The sequence below is a fragment of the Alteromonas sp. ABH4_456 genome, assembly GCF_056160645.1.
This window is the reverse complement of record NZ_JBSWXO010000001.1, coordinates 282,188-298,992: the sequence shown is the minus strand read 5'-3', so window position 1 is coordinate 298,992 and position 16,805 is coordinate 282,188. Positions and strand designations below refer to the sequence as shown.

The following is a 16,805-nucleotide window of genomic DNA, read 5'->3' as shown; positions in this document are numbered from 1 at the left end:
TTTAATTTTTGGAGGATTAGCACATTAAAAGCGCTAATAATAAGGCTCAGGGCGATAAAGCCCGCATTAATGACGAGATCCGTGCTCGCGAAGTACGATTAATCGGTAAAGATGGCGAACAGGTGGGTGTAGTCACTCTCGCAGAAGCGATGCAGACGGCAGAAGCTGCCAGTCTCGACCTTGTGGAAATCAGTCCAAATGCTGAGCCGCCAGTCTGTAAAGTTATGGACTATGGCAAATTCCTCTTTGAGAAAAGTAAAGCTCAGAAAGAGCAAAAGAAAAAACAGAAGCAAATTCAGGTCAAGGAGATTAAATTTCGCCCTGGCACTGATGAAGGCGATTACCAGGTAAAACTGCGCAACCTGCGTCGCTTTCTGGAAAGTGGGGATAAGGCTAAAGTCACGATTCGTTTCCGCGGACGTGAAATGGCCCACCAGGAGATCGGCATTGAGCAACTGAACCGTGTTAAAACGGATTTAGAAGACATTGCCACTTGCGAGTCTTTTCCACGTCGCGTGGAAGGCCGCCAGATGATCATGGTGCTTGCCCCAATTAAGAGGTAGTAGTGGTCTAAAGTTTTCAGAGAATCTGCACCTTTGAAACACCCTGCTGCAAACATTAGCCGGCAATAAGTGACTGCACACTGAAGGCCGATATTAAACAATGCGGAGTTTTAGCAATGCCTAAAATGAAAACTGTAAGCGGTGCCGCCAAACGTTTCAAGAAAACGGGTTCTGGCCGCTTTAAAAGCAAACAGTCTCACTTACGTCACATTCTGACTAAGAAGAGCTCTAAGCGTAAACGTCACCTTCGTGGCAAAAAACTGGTTCATGATTCTGATACCAAATTGGTTCAGCGCATGTTGCCTTACGTATAAGAGAGGAGACTGATTAATGGCTAGAGTAAAACGCGGCACTATCGCACGTGCTCGTCACAAAAAAGTCCTCAAGCAGGCAAAAGGTTATTACGGTGCACGTTCACGTGTTTATCGCGTAGCGGTACAGGCCGTAACGAAAGCTGGTCAATATGCATATCGCGACCGTCGTCAGCGCAAACGTCAATTCCGTCAATTGTGGATTGCACGTATTAACGCTGCGGCACGTCAAAATGGCATGTCTTACAGCCGTTTCATCAACGGTCTGAAGAAAGCGTCTGTTGAAATCGATCGTAAGATCCTTGCCGACATCGCGGTACATGACAAGGTAGCATTCAGCGCATTAGTCGAAGCGGCTAAAGGCGCATTAGCTTAATTTTTTAACAAATTAAGTTTAAGTTCTTTCGGGAAACGGCGAGCAGGATGCTCGCCGTTTTTCGTTTCAGCGCAAAAATTTTTCCATTCTTCCGCAGCCTCTGGCAATAAGCGCTCAAATCGCAAATTAATCCTGTAAATGTTGGAATATTCAGCCTCTTAGGGTAGCCGTATTCTTTGTCTGTCGTGTAAACTACGGGTTTAGAATTTTTGGTTAAGCAGCAACGCTGTTTTTCCACCACTACCATGCCAAATTGAGGATAACATGGAGCTTGAAGCGATCATCAGTCAGGCACAAAGCCAGATTGACGCTGCCGAAGATGCAGCCACGCTCGATAATGTGCGCGTCGAGTTTATGGGTAAGAAAGGCAAGCTGACTGACCTGTTAAAAGGGTTGGGCAAACTGTCTAACGAAGAACGTCCTGCAGCCGGACAAAAAATTAATCAGGCCAAACAGCAAATTCAGCAGGCTATCAGTGTTAAGGGCGAAGCGTTACGTGCCGCTGAACTGAATGCAAAGCTGTCTGAAGAAGCTGTGGACGTGTCAGCGCCCGGTCGTCAGGAAGTGCCGGGGAACATACACCCTGTCAGCCGCACGATTGAACGAATCGAAGGTTTTTTTGGTCAGCTAGGGTTCGCTGTTAAAACCGGACCGGAAGTGGAAGACAGCTTTCACAACTTTGATGCACTGAATATTCCGGCCAATCACCCGGCACGGGCTGATCACGATACCTTTTATTTTAATCCTGATGTGATGCTGCGTACCCAGACTTCCGGTGTGCAAATTCGTACTATGGAAACGGAAAAGCCACCACTGCGTATTATTTCGCCGGGCCGTGTTTACCGTAATGATTACGACCAGACACACACACCGATGTTTCATCAGGTGGAGGGTCTCATGGTTGACCGCAATGTCAGCTTCGCTGAATTGAAAGGCATTCTTCATGACTTCCTTGAACACTTTTTCGAAGAGTCACTTGAAGTGCGTTTCCGTCCTTCTTATTTCCCGTTTACAGAGCCTTCTGCCGAAGTGGATGTGCGTCGTAAAGGTGGTAAATGGCTGGAAGTACTGGGCTGCGGTATGGTGCACCCGAATGTACTGAAAGCAGTACACATTGATCCTGAAGAATTCACCGGCTTTGCTTTTGGTATGGGCGTTGAACGTCTGACCATGCTGCGCTATGGCGTTAACGACCTGCGCGCATTTTTCGAAAACGATCTTCGTTTCCTGAAGCAGTTCAATTAAGGCAAAGCAATCATGAAATTTAGTGAACAGTGGTTAAGAGAGTGGGTTAACCCACAGGTTTCTACCGGTGCCTTATCTGAGCAGCTTAGCATGGCTGGTCTGGAAGTGGATGGCGTCGAGCCCGTTGCAGCGGAATTTTCCGGTGTGGTAGTGGGTAAGGTAGTTGAGTGCGGTCAGCATCCGAATGCAGACAAACTCAGAGTGACAAAAATTAATGTCGGTGAAGAGGAATTACTGGACATCGTATGCGGTGCGCCTAACTGTCGCGAAGGATTGAAAGTTGCAGTAGCGAAAGTCGGAGCAGTACTTCCCGGTGATTTCAAGATTAAGAAGGCCAAACTTCGTGGCGAGCCTTCTCACGGTATGCTTTGCAGCTTTTCTGAGCTTGGCATGGGAGAGGATCATAGCGGCATCATTGAGCTTCCTGCAGACGCAGAGCTTGGCATGGACATTCGCGATTACCTGAATCTCGATGATAATATCATTGAAGTCGATTTAACACCTAACCGTGCAGACTGTCTGGGTATTCGTGGCCTAGCCCGTGAAGTAGGTGTACTGAACAGTTCCGACGTCACTGAGCCGGCTATCGAAGACGTGGAAGCGTCTATTGATGACAAACTGGCGATTACCTTAAGCGCACCTGAAGCGTGTCCACGTTATCTGGGCCGTGTTATCTGCAACGTAGACGTTAAAGCAGAATCGCCGCTGTGGCTGAAAGAAAAGCTGCGTCGTTGCGGAATTCGTTCAATTGACCCTATCGTAGACGTCACTAACTTCGTTCTGCTTGAGCTGGGTCAGCCGTTACATGCATTTAATCTGGATGCCATCGACGGCAATATCAACGTTCGTCTTGCGCATGCCGGAGAGCAACTGACTCTGCTTGATGAGAACACCGTTGAGCTGAAAGGCAACACCCTGGTCATCGCCGATGACAGCAAAGCACTGGCCATGGCCGGTATTTTCGGTGGTCTGCACTCGGGTGTGAACGAAGAAACGAAGCATATTCTGCTGGAAAGTGCGTTCTTCAGCCGTGATGCTATTGCCGGTCGTGCCCGTCAATACGGTTTGCATACCGATGCATCTCACCGCTATGAGCGTGGTGTGGATCCGTTGCTGCAACGTAAAGCGATGGAAAGAGCCACGGCACTTATTCTGGATATCTGTGGCGGTCAGCCGGGTCCGGTCGTTGAAGCCGTAAATGAAGCCTCACTGCCAGTGTCTTCTGATGTGGTATTACGCCGTGTACGTTTGAGCCGTGTGCTGGGTATTGATATTGCTGACGATAAAGTGACTGATATTCTTACCCGACTGGGCCTGGATGTCACGGTAACGGACTCAGGCTGGGAAGCGAAAGCACCAAGCTACCGTTTTGATATTGCCATTGAAGAAGATCTGATTGAAGAAGTGGCCCGTGTTTATGGTTACAACAATATTTCTGACCAGGCACCGAAAGGCAGCCTGAAGCTGCTGGACAGCAGCGAGTCGGCGATTCCTGTTTCCCGTTTTAAATCTGAACTTACTGCACGGGGTTACGTCGAAGCCATTACGTATTCGTTTGTTGACCCTAAAGTACAAAGTGGTTTATTCCCGTCTCAGGAAGGCATGGTGTTACCACATCCTATCTCGGCGGATATGTCTGTTATGCGTTTAAGCCTGTGGCCGGGATTACTGGGCGCGACGGCTTACAACCAGAAGCGTCAGCAGGCGCGGGTCAGATTGTTCGAAACTGGTTTACGTTTTATCCCTGACAGCGATGCGCCGCAGGGTGTGCGCCAGGAGCCGGTAATTGCCGGTGTGGTTGCCGGTCGCCGTTATCACGAAAGCTGGTTAAGCGACGACAGTGCGGTAGATTTCTTTGATGCCAAAGGGGATGTGGAAGCGCTACTGGCACTCAAAGCCGGTGGGCAGTCAGTCACCTTTGTAAAAGGCGAACACAGCGCATTGCATCCGGGTATGACTGCAGAAGTGCTTTTAAATGGCAAATCAATCGGTTATGTTGGTGCAATTCACCCACAGTTTACTAAACTGTTAGGTGTAAATGGTCGCGTTTTCGTCTTTGAGCTTGATCTTAAAGCAATTTCTGAGCGTAGCTTGCCACAGGCAAGAGCAATTTCCAGGTTCCCGGCGAACCGTCGTGATATTGCCATTACGGTCAAAGATGAAATTACCGTTGGAGCGATTCTTTCTTTCGTAGAAAAAATTGGCGTAAATCAACTAGTTGGCCTAAACTTGTTCGATGTGTATAAAGGGAAGGGTGTCGAGCCCGGCGATAAGAGCCTCGCACTGTCTCTTGTACTACAGGATCCTGATAAAACTTTGGAAGAAGCTGAAATACAACAAGCAGTGGACACCGTAGTTAAAGGGCTGGAATCAGAGTTTGGGGCAGCGTTAAGAGAGTAGATTATGGCATTGACCAAAGCCGAAATGGCTGAACACTTATTCGAAAAACTGGGTATTAATAAAAAAGACGCTAAGGATTTGGTGGAAGCCTTCTTTGAGGAAATCAAGGAAGCGTTAGAATCTGGTGAACAAGTGAAACTGTCAGGTTTTGGTAATTTTGACCTGCGTGATAAGAACGAGCGTCCCGGAAGAAACCCGAAAACCGGTGAAGATATTCCGATCAAAGCCAGACGGGTGGTTACATTCCGTCCCGGGCAGAAGCTCAAAAGCCGGGTTGAAAACTCAAAGCCACCGACAGAGTAACGTCGTTACGGCATCTGTAAGCGGTGCCTCGTTTGTCAGGTATTGATGTTCTTTATTAGGGCAATGCGCGCTGCGTATTGCCTTTTTCGTTTTTAAAATTGCATTTATGCAGGAGTTGCAATGAAAAAAGCAGGATTCCTCGCAGCATTGATTCTTGTTGCTGTGGCGGGGTATTTCATTTATTTGTCCGATTCTTCTTCAGAACAGACCCCGGTACCGGTAATTACGGTGATGGATATTCTTCATGCTTCTGATTTGGAAGCCGGAATTAAGCAGGCTGTTGCTGATGGCGACAGCGAAGCGCTTGAAAAATGGATGAACCGGGCGCAGGAAGTGGCGGAACAGGCCGGACTGAGTTCAACTGACATGCAGTATCTTGCGTCATCTCAGGCGGTTGAATACGTAAGGTTCAATGCCAAACGCAGCTTGTTTAATGATGAGTTTGAAGAACGTTACTATGCCCTTGAAGACATCGACAGTCTGAAGGTGAAGTACCCGGAAGCGAAAGATTTGTTCCCGCAAGTGGAAGCACTGATCACCAAGCGGGATCAGATCATTGAGCAGATTGCTGTCACGTTGTCGTCAGGACAAGCTCCCGGTGAGAAAGAACGTGAGGCAGCCAGAGAAATGTGGCAGTCACGCTATGCCGGAGCAAACAACGGGGACCGGGAAGCTATCCGGCCGGGTACCGGCGAATAATCAGCATGGTTTCACCCGTTATCTTCGCTGCTGACGGTCAGCGGGTGAAATGTAGCAGCGGTCAGTGCACTTAAATCAGACGGTTTCAAACCGACTTCAAGCCCTCTGCGGCCGGCACTGACGTGCATTTTCTCCAGGTTCTGCGCTGAATTGTGAATTAACACCGGTAGTCTTTTCTTTTGTCCCAGCGGACTTACCCCACCTAAAATATAGCCTGTAGTCCGCTCGACGTCTGCAGGGGCGGCCATGGCTGCTTTTTTCGCGCCGGCTGCTTTCGCCACAGCTTTCATACTCAACTTATCTTCCACGGGTATGATGCAGACAACCCATTGCTGCTTATCTGTTTCTGCTACCAGTGTTTTAAAAACTGTTACAGGATCGAGGTGCAGTTTATCGCAGGCTTCCAGTCCGTATGAAGGCGCAGCGGGATCATGTTCGTATTTTAATACCTGATGTGTCACTTTCTTCTTTTTCAGAAGATTAATCGCCGGCGTCATAGGGCCTCAACTTAGGAAGATAAAAAGAGTTTTGTGCGTTTTGATTTTTGCATCAATGCCGGTTTTTATGATATCAATATCAACGCGCTAACTTAATCAAATAATAAAAATAAACCGGATTAAGACTCAATTGCGAAGACGCCTGCCATCAGTTTCTTTCACCACGTAGTCGGTGCATCACGCGCCCGGAAATGTATGTATGCAAGTTAAATCACGCTTTATTGCCTTGTCAGTACTGGCAAGTCTGAGTATTTTTGTCATTATGATGAGTAATGACTTCGGCCAGATCATGAGTTTGACGGCCGGTCTTACTATTCTTATCGCTATGCTCTGGATGACCGAAGCATTACCTATTCCCGTCACATCTCTTATTCCGTTTTTTGCCTTTCCCATGGCGGGAGTGATGACCTATCAGGAAGCCTCATCGGCGCTGGGAAGCCACGTTATCTTGTTGTTGATGGGCGGCTTTATGTTGTCCAAATCGCTGGAAAAATCCGGCGTACACCGCAGGCTGGCAGTTTATATGCTGAAGCTTACCGGAGTCTCAAATGCTAAGCGGCTGGTGCTCGGTTTTATGCTCACCTCAGCGGTTCTCAGTATGTGGATATCGAATACTGCCACTACGCTGATGCTGCTGCCCATTGCACTGGCGATAATCAGCTCTGTGGATTCTCCCCGTCTGGCGTCAGCCATTTTACTGGGGATTGCCTACGCCGCCAGTATCGGAGGGGTAGGTACACCAATTGGTACGCCGCCGAATATCATTTTTATGAGTGTGTATCAGCAAACTACCGGCACTGAGCTGAGCTTTCTGGACTGGATGAAAACCGGTATTCCGGTAGTCATACTGGCTATTCCGGTGATGGCGCTGTGGCTTACACGTCATCTTGGTCAGATCCCCACAATGGTGTTACCGGACACCGGTGACTGGAAACCGGCTGAGCGCCGGGTGCTGATTTCATTCTTAATTATTGCGTTGGCCTGGGTTTTCCGGCCGTTCTGGACACAGTGGCTGGGCATGACGAATGTGAGTGACAGTACTATCGCCATGGCCGGTGTGGTAATGATGTGCCTGATACCTGACGGCAATAAGGAAAAGCCGGGACAAATCCTCGACTGGGATACTGCCGCTCAGATCCCCTGGGGTCTGCTGATGGTTTACGCCGGCGGTATTTGTCTGGCCAAAGCTTTCACTGTATCAGGATTAAGTGTGGTGCTGGGGGAAGCATTGACCAGTTTATCAGTATTACCGGTCATGCTGCTGATCCTGGTGCTGTGTCTTGCAGTGAGCTTTGTGACTGAAGTGACATCCAATACAGCCACAGCTACGTTGTTGATGCCAATTCTGGCCAGTGCCGCTATTGCCCTCGACCTCGACCCTGTGGTGTTAATGATGCCTGCTGCTATCAGCGCCAGTTGCGCGTTTATGATGCCGGTGGCCACGCCGACAAATACGATTGTGTATGGTAGTGGTCATATTAATATGCAGACAATGGTCAGAGAGGGCACCATTTTGAATATTGTGGTAGCGTTTGTGGTCACCGGCGTGGTCATTGTCACACGCCTTTAGCTGCCGGTGAAAGACATCAGCTATTGCTGATGTCTTCTGATCTGCACAATCATGCCAAACATGGGGTGGTCAAAGTAGTGGATTTGTTTACTGATCACCCGGCGTACCTGATGAAAAGGCACCGCCTGCAATTCAAATTCAGGCTGCCCATTTTCGCTCTCTCCGGTTGTTACCGGCTGACGGTACTGCATCTCACTGTCGATGTGCAGATAAGGTACCCGGTTAATATATTTCAGATACACTTTAAGAAAACCATCTAATTGCCAGATGGCAGGAGTAAGGCCTTCGTTAGCCTGTGCGACAGTCGTATTTTGTGCTGTATCCGTCTGCATTATGTGTTCAGGTCCCGCTGCCATCATGTCGTCAAAACTCACCTTGCCGGCGTGGTTCAGACGTGAAGATAACTGCGTAAAGAAATCATCCTGTGTCAGCGTTAAATTTTCTTGTGCCTCTGCCTGTTCGGCAGATTGCGGTAATGCCGGTTTAATGGCTTCACCGTTCATGGTGAAACTGTCCGCATAATTGTCGCCGGCGATGATCCGCATGGCTGCAGCTTTTTGTTCACCGAACTTCACCGGCTGACGCCAGGCAATATGAAGCATACGGTTCAAGCCACGGGTTTGCCGGATCTGCCGTGAAAGTTTAGTCAGTTCCAGACTGTTATAAGGCAGCAAGTGTGCAAACCGGGCGAATTCTGTATCCCGGCCGTCAAGAAACTCCGGCACAACATCCGGTGCCGGAAGAGAATTATCCGGTTTGTAAGTCTGCCATTCACCATTTTGCCAGCTTAACCAGTCCCGCGGCGGTTCACAGTAGCTGAAACGGGGCACAGTGATGGGTTTAACCGTATTGATCCCGGAAAAAGCAATCCAGTACTCAGCGATTTCTGAATCTGTGACAGGGTCAAAAGCCGGCGTAACCGGTTCCTCGTCTGCAACGGCCATTTGGCCGGATGAAAACCCGTCATTGCCGGTTTCTTCGCTGAACGCTTCTGCCAGCGCATCTTCGCGGTTCTGCTGAGACAGTTCTGTTTCATCAGATAAGTCCGTTGCTGCGCTAAAATCAGATGCACGACTGTCTGACAAACCTGTGTTATCAGCGCCTGTACAGGTATTCTCTGATAACAGTGACTGTGATGCTTTCCAGCGTGCATAGTCAGCCTGAATGTCTTCCAGTGACGGCGTATCCATCCACAAAGGGGAGGAGGGCACACCACAGGTGGCGAGACCTTGCTTAATGTAACTGATATCAGGACGAAGATAGTTATCAATCAGATTTAATTCAGCCACAGACTGAGCCAGTGGTGTTTCAGCAAATTGCTCATTGAGCTCACTGATGCTGAGGTTACGATCGAAAATGATCACTTCCACATCAAACCACCAGTCATCCGCAGCAAATACTGGTGGAGCGGTACTTAAAAGAAGTCCTGCTGCTAAAGCGACTACCCGTTTCATGCTTACTTTGTCTCCATGGCAAAGTCGTTCAGTACATTTTCAATCAGGGATAACCGTTCTTCTGCTGTTTCGGTTTTCTTCACCAGACGCAACTTCTGGCTGCCTTCAAAACCGAACGTATCAGAACGGGTTTGTACCAGTTGTATGATATACCCCGGATCCACCGGCGTATTTTCTCTGAATTCAATGGTGCCGCCAATGCTGGTCAGGTCGATTTTTGTTATACCCAACCGTTTTGCGATGAGTTTGAGTTCAGCGACTTTGATAAGTTGTTTAGCCGGCAACGGCAGTAAGCCAAATCTGTCTATACACTCAACCTGGAATTCATCAATGGCATCTTTACTCTGACAACTTGCCAGTTGCTTATAGAGTGAAAGACGCTGATTCACATCTGCAATATAGTCATCGGGCAACAGCGCAGGAATACGCAGCTCAATTTCCGTCTGATTGGCTGAAGCATCTTCCAGACTGGGCTCGCGACCTTCCTTCAATGCTGTCACAGCCTGGTCCAGCATGTCCATGTACAGCGTAAAACCGATAGAGGCTATCTGCCCCGATTGATCATCGCCGAGCAATTCACCGGCACCACGAATTTCAAGGTCATGGGTAGCCAGTGCGAAGCCTGCGCCCAGATCTTCCAGGCTGGCGATGGCTTCCAGACGCTTGGCCGCATCTTTCGTCATCCGCTTCGGATGAGGGGTAAGCAGGTATGCGTATGCCTGGTGGTGAGAACGGCCCACACGTCCGCGCAACTGGTGAAGCTGCGCCAGACCGAGGTGGTCGGCTCTGTCCATAATGATAGTGTTAGCGGTAGGAACATCAATACCGGTCTCAATGATAGTGGTACACACCAGCACGTTATAGCGCTGGTGATAGAAATCACTCATCACGGTTTCCAGTTCCCGCTCACGCATTTGTCCGTGACCGGTGGCAATACGCGCTTCAGGGACAATTTCGGCAATTTCTTTAGCGGTTTTTTCGATGGTATCCACTTCATTGTGGAGGAAGTAAACCTGACCACCACGAAGAATTTCACGCATAACCGCTTCACGGATCACGGACGTATTGCGTTGCTGCACAAAAGTCTTTATCGATAAGCGGCGTGCCGGCGGCGTAGCGATGATGGATAAATCACGCATACCGGACAATGCCATGTTCAGCGTTCTCGGTATGGGGGTAGCGGTAAGGGTCAGAATATCTACATCTGCACGCAGGGATTTGAATTTTTCCTTCTGACGCACGCCAAAGCGGTGTTCTTCGTCAATGATCACAAGGCCAAGATCGTTAAATTCAATGTCGCTGCTGAGCAGTTTGTGGGTGCCCACCACGATGTCCACCTGGCCCTCTTTGATGCCGTCGACAACGGATTTCTGCGCTTTACCGCTGACAAAACGGCTCATTACCTGAATATTAAACGGCCAGTTTGCAAAGCGGTCTTTGAAATTTTCAAAATGCTGTTGTGCCAGCAGGGTGGTTGGCACAAGTATGGCCACCTGTTTACCGTGATTGGCAGCCAGAAAAGCTGCCCGCATGGCTACTTCTGTTTTACCGAAGCCCACGTCACCACAAACCAGTCTGTCCATGGCCTGCGGTGAACCCATATCCTGAATAACGGCATTGATGGCCTGAATTTGATCCGGTGTTTCTTCAAAAGGAAAGCTGTCGGCAAAGCTCTGGTAATCTTCCCAGTTGATGTCGTAGGCGTAACCCGGTTTCGCTGCCCGTTTGGCATAGACATTCAACAGTTCTGCAGCCACATCGCGGACCTTCTCGGCTGCTTTTTGTTTCGCCTTTGTCCACGCATCTGAGCCCAGTGAATTCAGTGGCGCATGATCAACATCGCCGCCGGTATAGCGTGAAATCAAATGCAGAGAAGACACCGGCACGTAAAGCTTTGACTGCTTTGCATATTCAATGCACACATACTCGGTCATCACGCCGCCGGCATCCAGGGTTTGCAAACCCGTATACCTGCCCACGCCGTGATCAAAGTGAACCACCGGTTGTCCAACAGACAGTTCAGCGAGGTTGCGGATAATGGCACTTTCATCCGTTGCCTGCCGTTTGTCACGTAAGCGGCGCTGACTGACCTTATGGCCCAGCAGTTCTGTTTCAGTAATAAACAGAATATTGCCCTGTTCACGCTGCCACTCGAAGCTGTTTTCAACCAGACCAACACAAATACCTGCAGCAATATCACTGTCGATGAAGGCACTGAAATGCTGAACGGCTTCAGGGCGGATCCCTGCTTTATTCAGCAGAGTCAGCAGGTTTTCCCGCCGTCCCTGAGATTCAGCACAGAAAAGCACACGGCTGCCGGCATTCCGTGCGGCTTTCATTTTTTCCGTCAGCGCCTGAGCCGGCTGTTTCTTCTGTGGATTAAACGCGATGTCTTTAAGGCTTTCGCATCCGAGGTTGGATTTTCCTGCTTTTTCTTCTAAAGCGTCTGTGTGCAGTGAAATCCGCGGCCAGTTTTTTACCTGTTCGAAAAGTTGGTTAACTGGCAGAAACAGTGCTTCAGGGCTGAGCAGGGGGCGTGATAAGTCGTATCTGCGCTGTTCGTAACGCTCTGCCACATCTGCCCAGTAAAATTCGCTGGCGTCCATGACATCGCCATGCAGCATCAGGACGGTATTATCGTGGAGATAGTCAAACAGGGTAGCGGTATGGTCAAAAAACAGCGGCAGGTAGTATTCGATGCCGCCGGGCATCGTGCCTTTGGATACCTGACTTAATACCGATTCCTGCGAACTGTTGCTGTCGAAGGTTTCCAGGTAACGGGCTCTGAAGGCTGAAAGTGCAGCTTTGTCGGTGGGAAATTCTCTCGCCGGTAACAACCGGATTTCATCAACCGCATCCGCAGAGCGCTGATTCTCTGTTTCAAAATAGCGGATAGAATCAATTTCATCATCGAACAAATCAATGCGGAATGGTCTGTCACTGCCCATAGGAAACAGGTCGATAATGGAACCGCGAATGGAAAATTCGCTGTGGCTCATTACCTGATTTACATGCAGATAGCCGGCTTGTTCGAGATTGCGCCGGAACTGTTCACGGTCGAGGGTATCGCCCTTATGAACCATCAGCAGATATTTATTCAAATAATCTACCGGTGCCAGCCGTTGCATCAGCGTGTTTACGGGAACGATGAAGATACCGCGGGGCTCGTTCGCCATCCGGTACAAAGTTTCCATCCGCTGGGATACAATATCCTGATGGGGCGAAAACATGTCATAAGGCAGAGTTTCCCAGTCAGGGAACAAGGTGGTAACACTACGGTCGTTATCTAAAAACCATGCAAGTTCCCGCTGGAGCTTCATGGCAGACGGTGTGTCAGCGGTGATAACAACCACCGGTCCTTTATGCTGCTTATATGCCTGGCTGACGGCCAGAGCGCGGCTACTGCCTTTTAACTGACCCCATTGCTGGTGATCACCTGTGCTGCCGGCCTTTTTTGCCTTCGGCAGTGGTAAAGAAAAAATTGTGGCTGTCATGTCACCTTGAAAACTATTGGCTGGTTATCATGGAGTTGCGTGAGAGCGAACTATTCCTGTTTGTCCTGAGCGCGTTTGCGCAGCTGCTGGGTTTGCAAATGCAAACTGGCGCGCACCAGCAATTCCTGATCCTGTTCGCGGATGCTGCGGAAAATGAAGGATATATGGTAATCATCTCCGTGCTGCTGGCAAGCAATAACTTCACCGAAACAATAAACAGCCGCCGCTTCCTGATTGAGAAACAGCTTCAGTTCAGCCAGCGTGCCGGTTTCGTAAGGCGATGCGGTACTGACGATTATACCGCCGCCGCCAAACTTAACGGTTTGATAGCGACAGGTCTCATCGTCCTGCTGGTGCAGTATATAAGACATCATCAGGTCGATTTTTCTGGCCTGATGGTTCAGATAATCAGTCAGCGCTGCAGCGTGGTCTCCGAGATTACGCAGCGGTCTTAATGCCTGTGCCTCGATAGCAGCCATTTCCCCGGCGATTCTGAATGCATAGGGCATGACGGATTCAAGATCGTCACTGGCAGGAACGGGTTTACCCGCTTCCAGCGGCACTACGTTTACCGGCAGTTCACTGGTAATCATGAAGAACTCGTCAAATTGTGCCTGTTTATCTGCCAATGTCTCGTTGCTCATTTAAATCCTGCTACATCAATCTTGTACGTAGTAAAGCTTACACGTAGACTAACAACTTTACTAATACGGTTGCCGTATTACGCCATTTACTTTTTCCGACGCCGGGTTTTCATGTTTCAACCAGTCTCTGCCTTTCTGGCGCTGCGCTATTCTACTGCGAATAAACAAAATAGCTTTGTTTCGTTCATTAACTTTTTTTCAGTCGCTGGGATTGCGCTGGGTTTGATGGCGCTGATCATTGTGTTATCGGTGATGAACGGGTTTGAAGGGCAATTAAAGCAGCGCATTCTCGGCATTCTTCCTCATGTGGTTGTACATGCAGAACCATCTGCGGCCTTTTTTGAAAGCATTGCCGGTGTAGATCATGTCATGCCGTTTATCGAAACAGAAGGGGTTTTACAGGCAAGAAGCGGACTCAGAGGTGTGCAGATTCAGGGCGTTGTGCCGGAAGATATGCAGGACTCTGTGGTGGCAGAAAACATGGTGGCCGGTAAGTTCACCGGTCTGGAAAGCGGCAGTTTTAACGTGATTGCCGGTCAGGCGCTGGCTGTTCAACTCGATCTCAGGCCGAGGGATACAATGCGTCTTCTTGTGGCTGGAGCGAGTGTATACACCCCGCTGGGACGCATGCCGGCTCAGCGTATTGTAAAAGTAGCAGGGTTGTACGGGGTTAATTCTCAGATGGATGACAAGGTCATCTTTATGCATCTGGACGATCTGAAAAGGTTATTAAGGAAACCTCAGGATGCGCCCTCAGATACCCGCCTTTTCCTTAACGACGCCTTTAATTACAGTGCGGTCATAAACACATTAGACGGGCAGGGCTTTTCATCCGATAACTGGCGGGAACGTCAGGGGCCCCTGTTCGATGCCGTGAAAATGGAAAAAAACATGATGTTTATGATGCTGCTGCTCATCATTGCAGTCGCTGCATTTAATATTGTTTCTGCGCTGGTGATGGTAGTCACTGAAAAGCAGGGTGACATTGCCATTTTACAAACTCAGGGAATGGAAGCCGGTCAGATACGGACAGTCTTTTTACTTAATGGCCTGTTTAACGGTGTGAAGGGCGCTATACTTGGTCTGGTACTGGGTGTAGTAGTAGTGTTGCAACTGAATAATTTGCTGGCACTGCTGGATATTCAGCTGGCATTGTCTGCCGACGGGCAGGGGATACCTGTGGATTTACGTTGGCATCAGGTCATTATGGTGACACTGTTTTCACTGGTATTGTGTTTGCTGGCCAGTGTTTACCCTGCTGTGAGAGCGATGAAAGTGCATCCTGCTACGGCGCTGCAGAACGAATAAACTGGCTTGTACCATGTTGACCATGTGGTTAATTTTGCGTGCAAATAACCTTAATTTTCACTATACTTCCCGCCTTTCAAATCTGGCCGGATAAATGCTATGAACAAAAACTTTATTACCTCCCAATCTCTTCTGGAAGACTCGTTCCGTTTAGCGGCTATGGTATATGAAGATGGCTTCCGGCCGGACTTCATTATCGGTATCTGGCGTGGTGGTGCGCCTATTGGTATCGCTGTTCAGGAATTTTTTGAATTCAAAAATACCCCCACTGACCACATCGCAGTGAGAACATCGTCTTATTACGGTATCAACAAACAGTCGAAAGAAATCCGTGTTCACGGTCTGCATTATCTGGTCGAGAATGCTAATGCTGACGACAAACTGCTGATTGTTGATGATGTATTTGATTCCGGCCGCAGTGTGGATGCGCTTATCAAACAGGTGCGTAAACTGATGCGTCTGAATATGCCGAAAGATATCCGTATTGCCTGCCCCTGGTACAAGCCACAGAACAACAAGACGGAAATTGTTCCTGACTATTATGTAAATCAGAGCGATGAGTGGCTGGTATTTCCTCACGAAATCGCTGGTTTGAGTGAGGAAGAAGTGCGGGAAGGTAAAACCGAACTGGCCGGTGTGATGGATATTCTTTATAAGAAAGACTCGTAGATCCTGCTGTTAAATGTGTCTGCGCTATATGCGCAGACAGCTGTCGTCCCACCGGTATTCCATTTGTCTGGCTGTTGCTTCAGCATCAGCTTTCTTCGTAATATCAGCTACCAGCGTTAACGCCATGTCGATGCCTGCTGATATACCGCCACTGCTGTAAAGCGCGCCCTCATTCACTACCCGGCAATGTTCATGCACAGTGAGTGACGGATAAAGCCTGCGTAAATCAGCAATGTCCTCCCAATGTGTTGTCATATTATGGCTATCCACAATCCCTGCTTCAGCAAGCAAGAATGAACCTGTACACACTGATGCCACTATCTTTGCACTGGCAGATGCCTGTTTGATCCATGCCAGCAACACAGGATTGTTCATTTCGCGGGTATGATCGCCGCCAACCACCATGAGGATGTCCGGTTTCTCTGCATCTACATCTGCAAATGTAGTGTGGCTCTGTACCATAAAACCCGCACGGGCTTTAATCATGGCAGTTTCGGCTACCAGTTGTACCTGCCAGTTCAACTGGTGGATCCGCACAGCCGTAGTGAAAACTTCGTAGGGCCCGGCGAAATCTAGTACTTCAGCATCGGGATAAATCACAATGGCAAAACGTAATGGCCGTCGGTTATTTTCCGTCGATATAGAATTTGTCATGGAAGGTGTAGACCAGTTCAGGTTTATAGACGATGAGCAATGTCATAGTCATACCATTTAACAGACCTTCCGGGAAGAGCAGTAAGGGGATAAGAATAAGGTAGTTATCTCTTACGGTTTGCCAGTCATATAAACCGTCAGCCAGGTAATATCCCCCCAGCAAACCCATTTTCAAAGCAATGACTATGGCGCCCGGGAAAAATGCACAGGCAAATATGTAGACGAACAGGTTACGGGGGATTTTGTGAAATGCGGTCATAAAGATGACGTAGCTGACGCACACAGGCATGACAACGCCAAGCAGACCATTTACGCCAATCATATGCCATTGTTCAGTACCGGTTAATGTTATACCGGTAAGGGCCACGGCTCCGGCAATCAGCGCCTTTCTGAATCCGAGTGTCAGCGTTAGTGCACTCAGCCATAAAAAATGGACATCCAGCCCCTGATAAATCCCGGCACGGAAAATCCACAAAAAAAACAGCAGCGCGGTATAACCGAATAACACATGCTGCTGTCTCTTATCTTTTAACAGAGCCTGCCAGGACAGATTCCTGATTATCACAATCATCAGTCCGGTGAACAGAATAAGTGCGAATGTTTGCAGGCTTGTCAATG

General features: G+C 48.8%; 17 protein-coding genes. 10 read left to right on the top strand and 7 right to left on the bottom strand.

Annotated elements, in window-relative coordinates; translation table 11 throughout:
• Positions 1-23: 23 nt before the first annotated feature.
• From infC to rplT, 3 genes are all read left to right on the top strand, one after another.
• Entirely contained in the window at positions 24-563 is a 540-nt protein-coding gene (gene infC, locus ACXAG2_RS01390) for a translation initiation factor IF-3 (RefSeq protein WP_474864437.1), read from the top strand.
• Positions 564-679: 116 nt separating this feature from the next.
• Complete coding sequence (gene rpmI, locus ACXAG2_RS01385) at positions 680-877, top strand: 50S ribosomal protein L35 (protein ID WP_012518091.1); 198 nt, start codon at positions 680-682, stop codon at positions 875-877.
• A 16-nt stretch (positions 878-893) separates the two neighbouring features.
• Entirely contained in the window at positions 894-1,250 is a 357-nt protein-coding gene (gene rplT, locus ACXAG2_RS01380) for a 50S ribosomal protein L20 (protein ID WP_018981377.1), read from the top strand.
• On the opposite strand, the gene ACXAG2_RS01375 is transcribed toward rplT, so the two are convergent.
• Positions 1,247-1,375, bottom strand: coding sequence for a hypothetical protein (locus tag ACXAG2_RS01375; RefSeq protein ID WP_474864023.1), 129 nt, complete (start codon positions 1,373-1,375; stop codon positions 1,247-1,249). The genes rplT and ACXAG2_RS01375 overlap by 4 nt on opposite strands.
• Positions 1,376-1,514: 139 nt before the next feature.
• Here ACXAG2_RS01375 and pheS point away from each other — a divergent pair, with 139 nt between their 5' ends.
• The 4 genes from pheS to ACXAG2_RS01355 all read left to right on the top strand — a co-directional run bounded on the left by pheS (position 1,515) and on the right by ACXAG2_RS01355 (position 5,897).
• Entirely contained in the window at positions 1,515-2,495 is a 981-nt protein-coding gene (gene pheS / locus ACXAG2_RS01370; RefSeq protein WP_119501595.1) for a phenylalanine--tRNA ligase subunit alpha, read from the top strand.
• A 12-nt stretch (positions 2,496-2,507) separates the two neighbouring features.
• Positions 2,508-4,895 (top strand): phenylalanine--tRNA ligase subunit beta, encoded by a 2,388-nt coding sequence (pheT, locus tag ACXAG2_RS01365; protein WP_474864021.1) that lies wholly within the window; start codon positions 2,508-2,510, stop codon positions 4,893-4,895.
• Positions 4,896-4,898: 3 nt separating this feature from the next.
• Entirely contained in the window at positions 4,899-5,198 is a 300-nt protein-coding gene (gene ihfA / locus ACXAG2_RS01360; RefSeq protein ID WP_070123303.1) for an integration host factor subunit alpha, read from the top strand.
• A 120-nt stretch (positions 5,199-5,318) separates the two neighbouring features.
• Positions 5,319-5,897 (top strand): hypothetical protein, encoded by a 579-nt coding sequence (locus ACXAG2_RS01355; protein WP_474864020.1) that lies wholly within the window; start codon positions 5,319-5,321, stop codon positions 5,895-5,897.
• A gap of 11 nt (positions 5,898-5,908) precedes the next feature.
• On the opposite strand, the gene ybaK is transcribed toward ACXAG2_RS01355, so the two are convergent.
• Positions 5,909-6,394: a Cys-tRNA(Pro) deacylase gene (gene ybaK, locus ACXAG2_RS01350; protein WP_474864018.1), complete on the bottom strand. Its 486-nt coding sequence runs from the start codon at positions 6,392-6,394 to the stop codon at positions 5,909-5,911.
• A gap of 199 nt (positions 6,395-6,593) precedes the next feature.
• Between ybaK and ACXAG2_RS01345 the strand changes: the two genes are divergently transcribed.
• Entirely contained in the window at positions 6,594-7,964 is a 1,371-nt protein-coding gene (locus ACXAG2_RS01345; protein WP_474864017.1) for an SLC13 family permease, read from the top strand.
• 20 nt (positions 7,965-7,984) lie between these two features.
• Here ACXAG2_RS01345 and ACXAG2_RS01340 read toward each other — a convergent pair whose 3' ends face one another.
• Genes ACXAG2_RS01340 through ACXAG2_RS01330 form a run of 3 tightly spaced genes read right to left on the bottom strand, consistent with a single transcriptional unit; the run spans position 7,985 to position 13,556 of the window.
• Positions 7,985-9,418, bottom strand: a complete 1,434-nt coding sequence (locus tag ACXAG2_RS01340) for a CsiV family protein (protein WP_474864015.1) — start codon at positions 9,416-9,418, stop codon at positions 7,985-7,987.
• Positions 9,419-9,420: 2 nt separating this feature from the next.
• Positions 9,421-12,912 carry a transcription-repair coupling factor gene (gene mfd / locus ACXAG2_RS01335; protein WP_474864013.1) on the bottom strand — a complete coding sequence of 1,164 codons (3,492 nt, stop codon included), beginning with the start codon at positions 12,910-12,912 and terminating at the stop codon, positions 9,421-9,423.
• A gap of 50 nt (positions 12,913-12,962) precedes the next feature.
• The gene (locus ACXAG2_RS01330) at positions 12,963-13,556 is read right to left on the bottom strand and encodes a PilZ domain-containing protein (RefSeq protein ID WP_303573996.1); all 594 of its coding nucleotides are present in this window, start codon (positions 13,554-13,556) and stop codon (positions 12,963-12,965) included.
• A 111-nt stretch (positions 13,557-13,667) separates the two neighbouring features.
• Here ACXAG2_RS01330 and ACXAG2_RS01325 point away from each other — a divergent pair, with 111 nt between their 5' ends.
• On the top strand, positions 13,668-14,864 hold the full coding sequence (locus tag ACXAG2_RS01325; RefSeq protein ID WP_474864011.1) for a lipoprotein-releasing ABC transporter permease subunit: 1,197 nt from the start codon (positions 13,668-13,670) through the stop codon (positions 14,862-14,864).
• A 99-nt stretch (positions 14,865-14,963) separates the two neighbouring features.
• Positions 14,964-15,533 carry a phosphoribosyltransferase gene (locus tag ACXAG2_RS01320; RefSeq protein ID WP_474864010.1) on the top strand — a complete coding sequence of 190 codons (570 nt, stop codon included), beginning with the start codon at positions 14,964-14,966 and terminating at the stop codon, positions 15,531-15,533.
• A 24-nt stretch (positions 15,534-15,557) separates the two neighbouring features.
• On the opposite strand, the gene ACXAG2_RS01315 is transcribed toward ACXAG2_RS01320, so the two are convergent.
• The gene (locus ACXAG2_RS01315; protein ID WP_474864008.1) at positions 15,558-16,187 is read right to left on the bottom strand and encodes a DJ-1/PfpI family protein; all 630 of its coding nucleotides are present in this window, start codon (positions 16,185-16,187) and stop codon (positions 15,558-15,560) included.
• Complete coding sequence (locus tag ACXAG2_RS01310) at positions 16,159-16,803, bottom strand: energy-coupling factor ABC transporter permease (protein ID WP_303573992.1); 645 nt, start codon at positions 16,801-16,803, stop codon at positions 16,159-16,161. The genes ACXAG2_RS01315 and ACXAG2_RS01310 overlap by 29 nt, the downstream gene beginning before the upstream one ends.
• Positions 16,804-16,805: the final 2 nt, after the last annotated feature.

Coding starts and splice junctions, on each gene's coding strand:
- rpmI (WP_012518091.1), top strand. CDS start 680: ATGCCTAAAATGAAAACTGTAAGCGGTGCCGCCAAACGTTTCAAGAAA.
- rplT (WP_018981377.1), top strand. CDS start 894: ATGGCTAGAGTAAAACGCGGCACTATCGCACGTGCTCGTCACAAAAAA.
- pheS (WP_119501595.1), top strand. CDS start 1,515: ATGGAGCTTGAAGCGATCATCAGTCAGGCACAAAGCCAGATTGACGCT.
- pheT (WP_474864021.1), top strand. CDS start 2,508: ATGAAATTTAGTGAACAGTGGTTAAGAGAGTGGGTTAACCCACAGGTT.
- ihfA (WP_070123303.1), top strand. CDS start 4,899: ATGGCATTGACCAAAGCCGAAATGGCTGAACACTTATTCGAAAAACTG.
- ACXAG2_RS01355 (WP_474864020.1), top strand. CDS start 5,319: ATGAAAAAAGCAGGATTCCTCGCAGCATTGATTCTTGTTGCTGTGGCG.
- ybaK (WP_474864018.1), bottom strand. CDS start 6,394: ATGACGCCGGCGATTAATCTTCTGAAAAAGAAGAAAGTGACACATCAG.
- ACXAG2_RS01345 (WP_474864017.1), top strand. CDS start 6,594: ATGCAAGTTAAATCACGCTTTATTGCCTTGTCAGTACTGGCAAGTCTG.
- ACXAG2_RS01340 (WP_474864015.1), bottom strand. CDS start 9,418: ATGAAACGGGTAGTCGCTTTAGCAGCAGGACTTCTTTTAAGTACCGCT.
- mfd (WP_474864013.1), bottom strand. CDS start 12,912: ATGACAGCCACAATTTTTTCTTTACCACTGCCGAAGGCAAAAAAGGCC.
- ACXAG2_RS01330 (WP_303573996.1), bottom strand. CDS start 13,556: ATGAGCAACGAGACATTGGCAGATAAACAGGCACAATTTGACGAGTTC.
- ACXAG2_RS01325 (WP_474864011.1), top strand. CDS start 13,668: ATGTTTCAACCAGTCTCTGCCTTTCTGGCGCTGCGCTATTCTACTGCG.
- ACXAG2_RS01320 (WP_474864010.1), top strand. CDS start 14,964: ATGAACAAAAACTTTATTACCTCCCAATCTCTTCTGGAAGACTCGTTC.
- ACXAG2_RS01315 (WP_474864008.1), bottom strand. CDS start 16,187: ATGACAAATTCTATATCGACGGAAAATAACCGACGGCCATTACGTTTT.